This window comes from Streptomyces sp. NPDC048248, from assembly GCF_043201875.1.
GTDB lineage: Bacteria > Actinomycetota > Actinomycetes > Streptomycetales > Streptomycetaceae > Streptomyces.
This window is the reverse complement of the sequence record NZ_JBICZL010000020.1, coordinates 88,589-99,737: the sequence shown is the minus strand read 5'-3', so window position 1 is coordinate 99,737 and position 11,149 is coordinate 88,589. Positions and strand designations below refer to the sequence as shown.

9 protein-coding genes and 1 pseudogene are annotated in these 11,149 nt (G+C 71.8%); 1 reads left to right on the top strand and 9 read right to left on the bottom strand.

The features are described from left to right. Nucleotides 1-115: 115 nt before the first annotated feature. The 5 genes and pseudogenes from ACGFZW_RS33115 to ACGFZW_RS33095 all read right to left on the bottom strand — a co-directional run bounded on the left by ACGFZW_RS33115 (nucleotide 116) and on the right by ACGFZW_RS33095 (nucleotide 5,110). A complete protein-coding gene (locus ACGFZW_RS33115) occupies nucleotides 116-1,474 on the bottom strand; it encodes a glycoside hydrolase (protein WP_393896993.1) in 1,359 nt (452 codons plus the stop codon). Between the two features lie 140 nt (nucleotides 1,475-1,614). Continuing rightward, nucleotides 1,615-2,703, bottom strand: a pseudogene (locus ACGFZW_RS33110) (chitinase); the annotation flags it as partial. A gap of 308 nt (nucleotides 2,704-3,011) precedes the next feature. Next, a complete protein-coding gene (locus tag ACGFZW_RS33105; RefSeq protein WP_393896992.1) occupies nucleotides 3,012-3,275 on the bottom strand; it encodes a hypothetical protein in 264 nt (87 codons plus the stop codon). Nucleotides 3,276-3,341: 66 nt separating this feature from the next. Then, nucleotides 3,342-4,082: a TetR/AcrR family transcriptional regulator gene (locus tag ACGFZW_RS33100; RefSeq protein ID WP_393896991.1), complete on the bottom strand. Its 741-nt coding sequence runs from the start codon at nucleotides 4,080-4,082 to the stop codon at nucleotides 3,342-3,344. A gap of 101 nt (nucleotides 4,083-4,183) precedes the next feature. Then, the gene (locus tag ACGFZW_RS33095; protein ID WP_393896999.1) at nucleotides 4,184-5,110 is read right to left on the bottom strand and encodes a diiron oxygenase; all 927 of its coding nucleotides are present in this window, start codon (nucleotides 5,108-5,110) and stop codon (nucleotides 4,184-4,186) included. Nucleotides 5,111-5,301: 191 nt separating this feature from the next. On the opposite strand from ACGFZW_RS33095, the gene ACGFZW_RS33090 reads away from it, so the two are divergent. Then, the gene (locus tag ACGFZW_RS33090) at nucleotides 5,302-6,411 is read left to right on the top strand and encodes a ferritin-like domain-containing protein (protein ID WP_393896990.1); all 1,110 of its coding nucleotides are present in this window, start codon (nucleotides 5,302-5,304) and stop codon (nucleotides 6,409-6,411) included. Nucleotides 6,412-6,538: 127 nt separating this feature from the next. Here the strand turns inward: ACGFZW_RS33090 and ACGFZW_RS33085 are convergent, their stop codons facing one another. The 4 genes from ACGFZW_RS33085 to ACGFZW_RS33070 form a co-directional block, all read right to left on the bottom strand. Continuing rightward, nucleotides 6,539-7,321 carry an ABC transporter ATP-binding protein gene (locus ACGFZW_RS33085; RefSeq protein WP_393896998.1) on the bottom strand — a complete coding sequence of 261 codons (783 nt, stop codon included), beginning with the start codon at nucleotides 7,319-7,321 and terminating at the stop codon, nucleotides 6,539-6,541. A gap of 199 nt (nucleotides 7,322-7,520) precedes the next feature. Next, nucleotides 7,521-8,000, bottom strand: coding sequence for an HD domain-containing protein (locus ACGFZW_RS33080; RefSeq protein ID WP_393896989.1), 480 nt, complete (start codon nucleotides 7,998-8,000; stop codon nucleotides 7,521-7,523). 100 nt (nucleotides 8,001-8,100) lie between these two features. Continuing rightward, nucleotides 8,101-9,555: a penicillin-binding transpeptidase domain-containing protein gene (locus ACGFZW_RS33075; RefSeq protein ID WP_393896988.1), complete on the bottom strand. Its 1,455-nt coding sequence runs from the start codon at nucleotides 9,553-9,555 to the stop codon at nucleotides 8,101-8,103. Next, the gene (locus tag ACGFZW_RS33070) at nucleotides 9,552-11,075 is read right to left on the bottom strand and encodes an FtsW/RodA/SpoVE family cell cycle protein (RefSeq protein ID WP_393896987.1); all 1,524 of its coding nucleotides are present in this window, start codon (nucleotides 11,073-11,075) and stop codon (nucleotides 9,552-9,554) included. Before ACGFZW_RS33070 ends, ACGFZW_RS33075 begins: the two co-directional genes overlap by 4 nt. Nucleotides 11,076-11,149: the final 74 nt, after the last annotated feature.

The window sequence follows — 11,149 nt, the reverse complement described above, 5'->3', positions numbered from 1 at the left end:
GCACACGGCCACCCCACCCCCCCCGGCCCACCCCCGCTGCGCGCCGCCCCCCCGCGCGGCGGCCGGCGGGCGGCGCCTCCCGGGGCCCCCGCCGCCCGGCCGCGTGCTGGAGCGGCTACTCGAAGTCGGGGGCCTCGGGGGCGTCCGGCGGTACCGGATCCGCGTCGAGCGGCGGTTCCGGGTCCACGTCGAAGAACAGCGGTCGGCCCGGGGCCTCGGGGGCCTGGGGCGTCCGCGGTGGGCCCTGCCACGCAGGTGCCGCGTCCCGCTCCGGCCGTACGGCGGCCAGCGGTGGGCGGGCGGCGAGCGGGGAGATCCTGACGTCCGCGCCCGGCCGGGGCAGTTCGAGGACCTTGCCGTGCCCGAGGTATCGCGCCGCCCGCGTTCCATCGGGGGAGTACAGCACCAGATCCCCGGGGCGCAGCCGGTCCAGTGGCACATGCGGCAGCCGTTCCCACCGCTCCGGTCCGGTGTGCGGCGCCGGCTGTCCGGCGTACTGCGGCGCCTCAGGGGGCGGCCCCGGTGTGCCGGACGACTGCGGATTGCTGGGCGCGCCGTGCACGGGCGGTTCGACGGCACGTCCGTGGCCGTGGCGGAGCGCGGGGCCGACGACGGGCGACGGGGAATTTGAGGCGCCGCCCTTGCCGTCCGCCGGCAGTTCGTTCGGTGTGCTGCCCGGGTCCTCGTCCTCCAGGCGGCTCAGGGCGGTCAGCTGGTCCTCGGTGAGCGAGGCGAGCATCTCCTCGACCTCGGCGAGCTTCTCGCGGAAGGCGGCCCGCTGCTTCAGACGCCGAGCGGTCAGCTTCTGCTGCTTCCTGAGCGCGCTGCGGGCCTTCGCGGCCAGGGCGTCGGCCTTCTTCTCGCCGGCGGTCAGCCGGGCGATGGTCGCGGCCTGCCCGCCGGCCATCTCCTTGAGGAAGTGGCTGCGCTCCATGGCCTGCTCCGGGTCCTTGGACAGCAGGATGCGCAGGTACGACGAGAGTCCCGTCTCGGGCGAGCCCTGGTACTGCAGCCGGGCCAGCCGCCCGGTGTCGGCCCGCCCGCCCGCCAGCCGCGTACGGGCCTTCGCGAGCCGGGCGTTGAGGACGGTGGCCTTCTTCCGGGCCTTGCGGAGGTCCTTCTGCGTCGCGCGGTACGCGTCGGCGGCCTTCTCCGTCTCGCGGTAGAGGGACCTCAGTTTGCGCAGGAGGGCGCTGGTGCCGAGACCGGCGGACGAGGACGCGGTGTCGGTGCCGACGGGCCCGTCGGCTCCCGGGCCACCGGAGTCGGCGCCTTCGGTGAGCCGCCCGAGCCCGCCCTCGCCGGTGTCCGGCGAGCCGCCGGACGTCCCGCCGTCCGAGGAGGCGCCATCCGACGAGGAGCCGGGCGGGGTGTCGCCACCGGGGTCGGCGAGGACCTGCGGTGAGGGCAGGGCCAGGGCGGCGGCGCCGACGAGTGCCAGCGTGCAGGCCGACCGCACCAACCGTCCGGACATCGCTCCACCTCTCCCACCCGCGGCGGCCGGGCCCGCGTCCGCCCGGCCGCTCCACTGACCTTCCGTAGGCTTCGGATCGTGACATGCACCCGGGTGGATTCCGGTGAATAAGGCTGATTTACGGCATTTTTGTCACTCGATCAGCCACCGAAGTAGGCGTCGAAATTCTTCTGGAACTCCCAGCCGTTGTAGCCGTCCCAGTTGACCGACCAGGTCATCAGGCCGCGCAGGTCGTGGTGGGTGCCGTGCGGCCGGTAGCTGCCGCAGTCGGTGTTCTTGGTGAGGCAGTTGAGCGTCCTGGTGACCTCCGCCGCCGGAAGGTGTCCGTTGCCCGCCTGGGAGGAGGCCGGCAGGCCGATGGCCACCTGGGAGGGCTTGAGCGGCGGGAAGACGTTGTCCTTGTCGCCTGCCACCGGGAAGCCGGTCAGCAGCATGTCCGTCATCGCGACGGGGAAGTCCGCGCCGCCCATGGTGTGGTACTGCCCGTCGAGACTCATGATCGGGCCCGAGTTGTAGTTCTGGACGTGCAGCAGGGTGAGGTCGTCGCGCAGTGCGTGCAGGACGGGGAGGTAGGCGCCGGCCCGCGGATCCTGGCCACCGAAGGGGCCCGAGCCGTAGAACTGGTAGCCGAGCTGGACGAAGAACGTCTCCGGCGCCATGGTCAGTGTGAACGTCTCGCCGTACCGGGCCTTCAGGCTGCGCAGCGCGGAGATGAGGTGGACGACGGCCGGTGTGGTGGGGTGCTTGAAGTCGGTGTCGCCATTGCCCAGGGTGAGGGAGTGGCCCTCGAAGTCGATGTCCAGGCCGTCGAGTCCGTAGCGGTCGATGATCGCGCTCACCGAGGTCACGAAGGTGTCGCGGGCCGCGGCGGTGTTCAGCTGCACCTGGCCGTTCTGGCCGCCGATGGAGATCAGCACCTTCTTGCCGGCCGCCTGCTTGGCCTTGACCGCGGCCTTGAACTCCTCCTCGCTCTCGACTCCCGGGCACTCGCTCGGCGGGCAGAGCGAGAAGCGGATGTCACCCGACGTGGTCGAGGTCGGTTCGCCGAAGGCCAGGTCGATGACGTCCCAGCTGTCGGGGACGTCGGCGAGCCGGGTGTAGCCGGAGCCGTTGGCGAAGCTTGCGTGGAGATAGCCGACGAGCGCGTGCGGCGGGAGGTCCGCGGCCCGGGGCTCGGTGGCGGTGGGGGCGGGAGCGGCGTGGGCGGTGCTCGCCCGGGCGGCGCCGCCGAGGAGCAGGGCGGCGGTGAGGGCGGCGAGCGCGGCCGGTAACAGCCGGGAGCGCCGGTGGAGACCGAGCGGGGTGCGGGCTGCGGGCCTGGGGCGCGGGGAACGCAGGCGCATGGGGCTGCTCCTTGGGTCGACGGCGGCCGCGGAGGGCGCGCGCGGGTCGAGGGGGAGGGGCCGCCCTGCGGGGTGGGGCCGATCAGGGAGGCGCGGGGCGGCTCCCCGGACAGGCAGCAAACCGGACTAGACCACCAGTGTCAATGGTCCGTACCAGACTCGCGGAGCGGGGCGGTGTGCCGCGTCTCGGAAGCTCAACGAGGCTTCTTCCAGGGCCACTTGGGGCCGCCCGACGGATCGCCGTCGGGGTCGTACTCGTACGCCCAGCCGTTCGGCAGCCCCAACCGGCCCACCCGCCCGGGGACCCGCCGGTAGACGTGCACGACCGGTGGCTCCCCTTCGTCCTGCGGCACCGGGACGCGGTAGAACTTCGGCGGCTTGCCGGTCGCGCCGAGGAGGACCGGCAGGACCCGGCCGTCGAGGGGGCCGCCTACGAAGGGGGTGTTCTCGCTTCTCACTCCCTCAGTGTCACACCAAGGGCGCCGCGGGGGCCTCGCGCTCCGACGGATACCGGGCGCCGCGGCTCACAGCAGGTGAGCCGCCTCGCTCGCGACGGGCAGGATGCGGCGGGCCAGATCGCCGACCGGTCCCTCCGCGGTCTCCAGCGCCAGCGCCGCCCGGGTCACCCGCGCGGTCTGCTCGTCGCGGGCGGCGGTCGCGGTGAGCAGCGCGATGAAGTGGTCGACCAGCCAGTCGCGCAGCTCGTCGAGGGCGGGCTGCTTGTCCTCGTCGAGCCAGATCAGCGAGGCGGCCTCGACCGCGGTGATCCACATGCGGACCGTCATGCGCAACCGCAGACCCGGGTTCGGCTCCCCCAGATGCCGCAGGATCTGGTCGGCCGCGGCCCGCCGTACCTCGTCCACGATCGCGGACGTACGGGAGGTCTCGACGACGCTGCCGCCCTGGAGCAGGGCGCTGAAGCCCGCGTCGTGCTCGTCGACGAACGCGAGATAGCGGTCCAGCGCGCGGGCGAGCCGCTGGGTGAGCGGGCCCGTATCCGGCTCGGCGAAGCAGCGTTCGAGGATGTCGGCGGCGCTGCGCAGCGCCGCCTCGTACAACTGCTGCTTGCCGCCGGGGAAGTAGCGGTAGACGAGCGGGCGGGAGACCTCGGCGGCGGTCGCGACATCGTCCAGCGAGACGTCCTCGGGAGCCCGCTGGGCGAACAGGCCCAGTGCGGCGGCGAGCAGTTGGCTGCGGCGCTGCTCGACGCTCAGCCTGCGATAGGCGGGTCGTGGTACTGCTGGGGCGGTGCCGCTGCCGTTCATGCAGAGCAGCGTAACCGCCCCCGATCCGGTGTCGCACAGGTGCTCGCAAGGGGCGGTGGGCACCCTTGCCCGGACAGCCGGCTCCTGGCCCCCTGCGCCGGTCAGGCCAGCAGCCCCGAGCTCTTCCACAACCTGCGCCCCACGCCCCGCAGTACGCCGATCTCGTCGAGGAAATCGGTCAGCCGCCGGGCACCGGTCTGCATCACCTCACGGCGGTGTCCGCTGGCCTTGACCTGGGCCACCGCCTCACGCCTGTCCAGTCCGACGTTGGTGTAGACGTCCGGGTTGACGAAGGCGACGGCGAAGACCCGGGCGGCCTCGCCGGAGCTGATGCGGGTCAACTCCTGCTCCCAGCGCGGCGCGGTGACCATCTGGCGGCGTAGCTCCTCGCGGGCGTAGCGGACGTGCCGGGCCTCCTCGACGACGTGGATGCGGGTCACGCCGCGCACGATGTTCTGCACCCGCTCGTCCGGAAAGGTCAGCCGCTGCATCCAGTCGAGGATCTCCTCGCCGAGCAGGGTGCAGGCGAACGAACCGGGCGTGGTGGAGACGGTCTTGAGGACCCGGGCGAGATTGTGGTTGAGACGGGAGACCGGGTACGTCGGTGCGCCGCCCTTGTGGATCATGCGCGCGAACATCTTGGAATGCCGGCACTCATCGGCGATCTCGGTGAGCGCGTAGCGGACATGGGCGCTGGTCACCGGCTTGTCGTAGATGTGGCGCACCAGGAGCTGCATCAGGATGATCTCGAACCAGATGCCCAGCGAGGCGAGTGAGGCGGCCTCGTGCCGGGAGAGGTCCTGCTGCTGTTCCGGCGACATCCGCTTCCACAGCGGGGTGTCGTAGAGCGAGACCAGCTCCGGCGGCCAGAACCACTTGCCGTCTTCGAGCGGAGCGTCCCAGTCGAGTTCGGTGTCGGGGTCGAAGGAGTGCTTGGCGGAGGAGTCGAGCAGCCGCTCGGCCACCTGTTCCCGGTCCTTGAGGAGCCCGAGGGCGTCCCGCAGGACTTCGGTATCCGTCACGGTCATTGCGGTGGGCGCACTCGTCATGGCTGTGGCTACCTCGCTAGTGGGGTTACCCGCGGTCTCGTTTTATGAGACTGCTTGTCAGTAAGGGCGTCAATCCCCCGTGCGCGACTTATTGACCCTTCGGTAAGAAACGTGTGAGCCTGCCAACCACCCCCCTACGCCAAGGGGTTAGGTGAACCGAGGAGGCACCCGTGTCGACCCGAGACCTCTATGTCCAGGACCCCGGCGACCCCCTGTGGAAGGTGCCCGCCACCGGTGCGGCGCGCTTCAGCTGGGAGTACGACGACGGTCGGGACCGGCTGCTCGCCCTCTACCAAAAGGGCAAGGACAAGCAGTGGGACGCGACCTCGCGCATCGACTGGGACCTGGAGGTGGACCCCAAGGACCCGCTCGGCACCCCGGACGAGGCCATGTCCCTCTACGGCACCAAGTACTGGGCCAAGATGACGGAAAAGGACCGCGGGGACCTCCGTCAGCACTACACCTCCTGGCAGTTCAGCCAGTTCCTGCACGGCGAACAGGGGGCGATGGTGTGCGCGGCGCGGATCGTGGAGTCCGTCCCCGACCTCGACGCGAAGTTCTACTCCGCCACCCAGACCATGGACGAGGCGCGGCACGCCGAGATCTACAGCCGCTTCCTCCAGGACAAGATCGGGATGCTCTATCCGGTCAACGACAACTTGCAGGCGCTGCTGGCCGACACCCTCCGCGACTCGCGGTGGGACATGCCCTACCTCGGCATGCAGGTGCTGATCGAGGGCCTCGCGCTGGCCGCCTTCGGGATGATCCGCGATACGACCACCAAGCCGCTGCCCAAGCAGATCCTCGCCTACATCATGCAGGACGAGGCGCGGCACGTCGCCTTCGGCCGGATGGCGCTGCGCGACTACTACCGGCAGCTTTCCGACGCCGAGCTGCGCGAGCGCGAGGAGTTCGTCATCGAGGGCTGCTACTTGATGCGCGACCGGCTGCGCGGACTGGAGGTGCTGGAGAACTTCGGTGTTCCCCGGCAGGAGGCGGCGGAGATCACTGAGCGCTCCGAGTTCCTCCACCTCTTCCGCAAGCTGCTGTTCAGCCGCATCGTGCCGTGTGTGAAGGACATCGGCCTCTGGGGCGAGCGGCTGCAGCGCGCGTACGTCGACATGGGCGTCTTCGAGATGGGCGACGCCAACCTGGACCTGCTGATGGCCCAGGACGAGGAGCTGGCCGAGCAGCTGGACGCGGAGCGCTTCGCCGCAGAGGAGGAGGCGCGTACGGCGGAGGTGGCGGCGGCCATCGCGCAAGGAGGCGCGGAGAGCTGAGCGGGGGCGCGCGGCCGCGAAGGTACCCGCGCGACCCGGCCCAGGTCGGACCGGGCAGGCGCGTCGGCCGGACGGCCCGCGGGCGCCCGGTGGACGCCCAGGCCGGTCGGGCGCCCGCCCCCTGGTGTCAGCGCTTGCCCGACCGGGCCAGCCAGCGGCCCTCGTGCCGCGACACCTCGATCGGACGGCCGAAGCAGGCCGTCATCCGTTCGCCGGTCAGCACCTCGTCCACCGGGCCGCTCGCCTGTGCCCGGCCTTCGCGCAGCAGCAGGGCGTGGTCGATGGCGGGGGAGAGTTCCTCCAGGTGATGGGTGACCGTCACGGTCGCCAACTCCGGCCTTACCAGGGCGAGTCGGTGCAGCGTGTCGATCAGGTCCTCGCGGGACGGCAGGTCGAGCGCGTTGAACGGCTCGTCGAGCAGCAGCAGGGAAGGGTCGGCCATCAGGGCGCGGGCGATCATGATCCTGGCCCGCTGACCGCCGGAGCAGACCCCGAACGGGCGGTCCGCCAGCTCCTTGCAGTCGAGTTCGGTGAGCAGCTCGTGCGCGCGCTCACGGGTGGCGTCGTCGTACTTGCGCCACAGCGGCTGCACGGTGCCGGTGGCGCCGGTCAGCACGACGGTGTGGCCGGTCGCGTCCTGCGGGACCTTCTGCGCGCTGGAGACCATCCCGATGACCGCGCGCAGTTCGCGGACGTCCACCGAGCCGAGCCGGTGGCCGAGCACCTCGACGGTGCCGACGGTGGGGAACATCAGCGCGCCGACGAGGCGCAGCACGGTGGTCTTCCCGGCACCGTTCGCGCCGAGCAGCGCCCAGTGCTCACCGGGCCGCACGGTCCAGTCGACGGCGTCGAGGATGACCTGGCCGGTGGTGGAGCGATGGACGCCGACACCGTCCAGCGCGACGATCACGCGGTCCGCTCCCGCGTCCGGGGACGATGCCGGCCGTGCGGGTGGTGACGGCAACTGCTGCTGTGGCGACGTCTGCCGGGGCGACGACTGCGAAGGCTGCGGAACGGTCATCGACGCAGACTAGCTGCCTCATGCATGTTCTTGGACGGGTGTCCGGTGTGCGGAACGGGGGCGGTGCCGCCCGGCCCACGGACATGGGTCAGGCCAGGCCCAGCAGGGACCGCACCCGCGCGTACTTCGCCGTCAGCCGCTCCCGCGTGGCGGCGTCCAGCACGGCCAGCCGCGCCGGATCGGCGTTGTGCGCGAGGTCCGCCTCTTTGATCAGCAGGGCGCCCGGCGTGGCCAGGATGCGAGCGGTGTATGCCTCGACCGGCTCGTGGGGACGCTTGGTGACGGCCAGAATCATGTCCTTGGTGGCGGGGCTCAGCGCCGCGCCGTCGAGCCCGTCGCGGGACAGCGCGTCATCCTCCACGGCGTCGTGCAGCCAGGCCGCGGCGATCTGCTCGTCGCTGCCGCCCCGGGCACGCACGCCCTCCGCGACCGCGGCCAGATGCTCGGCGTACGGGCGTCCCGCCTTGTCGGTCTGCCCGGAGTGCGCCTGCCGGGCCAGGGCCTCCACCTCGGCGAGAGTCATGAGCGGAGACGCAGCCGGACGCGGGGACGGTTCGGTGTCAGCCATGACGCCCATTGTGGCCGGGACGACGACATCCACGGCTGCCGGCGAGGCTCACCGGCTTCCATCGGCCCGGTTCCCATCAGCTCTCGCCGCCCGCGCGCCCTCAGTGCAGCGCGGCGTCCATCACGGCGCGGGCGATGGGTGCCGCACTGCCGCCGCCGCTGATGTCGGCGCGGTCGGCCGCCGCGTCCTCGACGACGACGGCGACCGCCACCGCGGGTTCGTTGGCGTCCTTCGCCCTGGCCCACGAGATGAACCAGGCATACGGGGTGCCCACGTTGCGCACCCCGTGCTGGGCGGTGCCGGTCTTGCCGCCGACGAGGGCGTCCTTGATGGCGGCGTGCCGGCCGCTGCCGTGCTCGACGACGTCGACCATCATGTCCTGGAGCTGCTGCGCGGCGACCGGGCCGACCGCCTGCCACGCGGAACGGTGCGGTCCGGCCGAGACGGTGTTGCCCCTCGCGTCGGTCAGCCTGTCGACGAGATACGGCGGCGTCAGCACCCCGCTGTTGGCCACCGCCGCCGCGACCATCGCCATCTGCAACGGAGTGGCGGTGGTGTCGTACTGCCCGATGGCGGAGAGCGCGACCTCCGCCGGGTCCATCCGGGGGTCGAACCGGCTCGGCGCGACCGGTGACGGGATGCGCAGATGCCGGTCGTTGAAGCCGAACCTGCGGGCCGTGTCGACCATGCCGCGCAGCCCGATCTCGGTGCCCAGCCGCGCGAAGACGGTGTTGCAGGAGACCCGGAAGGCGTCCTTGAGGCCGGCGTCCCGGCAACCGGCCGCCGCGTTGCCGAGGCGGGTGCCGGTCCCGGGCAGGGTGTAGGGGTCCGGGGAGTCCGTGGGCGCCTCGATGTCGGTCACCGTGCCGCTCTCCAGCGCGGCAGCGGTGGTGACGACCTTGAAGACGGAACCGGGCGGATACGTCTGCCCGATGGCCCGGTTGAGCATCGGACGGTCGGCCGCGGCGTTGAGCCGGTGCCATGCCGCACTGACCGACGTCCCGTTCCCCGACAGTTCGGCCGGGTCGTACGACGGCGTGCTGGCCAGCGCCAGGATGCGGCCTGTGCGCGGCTCGACGGCGGCCACCGCGCCCTTCCTGTGCCCGAGCCCGTCGAACGCGGCGCGTTGCACCGCGGGGTCGATGGTGGTGACGACGCTGCCACCCGGCCGGCGGCCTCGGGTCAGGTCGTCCCACCACGGGAAGGTGGCCAGCCGGTGGTCGGTACCGGAGAGGATGCCGTCCTCAGCGCCTTCGAGCTGGGATGCGCCGTAGATCTGCGAGGAGTAGCCGGTGACGGGTGCGTAGAGCGGGCCTTCGGTGTAGGTCCGCTCGTATCGCAGCCGGCCGCGGCTGTCCCGGGAGCCGGTGACCGGCTCGCCCGCGACCAGGATCGCACCCCGCGGCTGCCCGTAACGCGCCATCGGCGCACGGCGGTTGGCGTCGTTGCCGGTGTACGCGTCGGCCTCGATCAGCTGCACCCGGGCGGCGTTGCCCAGCAGGGCGACGAGCAGGAGGAAGGAGAAGGCGGCGGTGTGCCGGATGCCGCGGATCACCGGCCGGGCTCCTGGGCGGCGGGGGGCCGGGTGCCCGTGGAGCCGAGGGCGGCTCCGGGGCGACCGGATCCGACGCTGACCGAGGGGCTGCCGGGGCTGCCAGGGCTGCTGGGGCTTCCGGGGGAGGACGGAGGCGAGGCCCCGCCGTCACCCGCCGCCCCGCTCTGCTCCGGCCGTGGTGCGCGGGCCCGGTCGCTGAGGCGCAGGAGCAGCGCGATGATGATCCAGTTGGTGACGACGGAGGAGCCGCCCTGCGCGAGGAAGGGCATGGCCATGCCGGTCAGTGGGATCAGCCCCATCACCCCGCCCGCGATGACGAAGACCTGGATGGCGGGCAGCACGGCGAGCCCGACGGCCAGCAGGCTGCCGAAGGCGTCGCCCAGGCCGAGGGCGGCGCGAAAGCCGCCCGCCACCAGCAGGGCGTAGAGCACGAAGAGCGCGAAGAGCCCCGCAAGGCCCAGCTCCTCGCCGCAGGTCGCCAGGATGAAGTCGGACTTCATGGCGAAGCCGATCAGGTAGGAATGGCCCTGGCCGAGGCCGGTGCCGAGCATTCCGCCGGCGGCGAAGGCGAACAGCGACTGGGCGAGCTGGCCGGGACCCTCGCCCGCCTCGATACCGGCGAACGGGTGCAGCCAGTCCTCGACCCGGCTGTGGACATGCGGCTCCAGGGTGCCGACGGCGGCTGCCCCGATGCCCGCGAGCAGCAGACCGACCGCGATCCAGCCGAGGCGCCCGGTCGCCACGTACAGCAGAACGACGAAGATCCCGAAGAAGAGGAGCGAGGTGCCCAGATCGCGTTCCAGGATCAGCACCCCCACGCTGATCAGCCAGACCGCCACGATCGGGCCGAGCACCCGGCCGGTGGGCAGCCGCAGCCTGCCCAGGACGCGGCCGGTGTGGGCGAGCGCGGTGCGGTTGGCGGCGAGACAGGCCGCGAAGAAGACGGTGATCAGCACCTTGGCGAACTCGCCGGGCTGAATGGAGAAGCCGGCCACGCGGATCCAGATCCGGGCGCCGTTGACCGCGGGGAAGAGGATGGGAACGATCATGAGGAGCAGAGCCAGCGCGGCGCAGACGTACGCGTAGCGCTGGAGCATGCGGTGGTCGCGCAGCAGGACCACCACCGTGGTGAACAACAGCACGCCGACCGTGGACCAGACGAGTTGGATGGGCGCGGCCTGGTCCTCCGGCGTCTCCAGATCGAGCCGGAAGATCAGTACCAGCCCGAGTCCGTTCAGCAGTACGGCGATGGGCAGCAGCAGCGGATCGGCGTACGGGGCACGGAAGCGGACCGCGAGATGGGCCAGCAGCGCGAGACCGCCGAGCCCGGCGCCGTAGCCGGCCACACCGCTGGGGACCGAATGGGTCCTGGCGATCCCCACGGCGACATATCCGCAGACGCTGAGGAGCACGGCGCCCACGAGCAGGGCCAGTTCGATGCCCCGTCGCTTCGGTGACGGCGGCTGGGGTGGGGGTGTGTCCGCCGGGCGCGCGGTGGCCGCCGTTGCCGTTGCCGTCATGCCTGGCAACGTAGCAAGCAGCAGGCCATATTTCCGTTATGCCGGATAGGGTATTCGGAGTGGGAGGCGCGGCT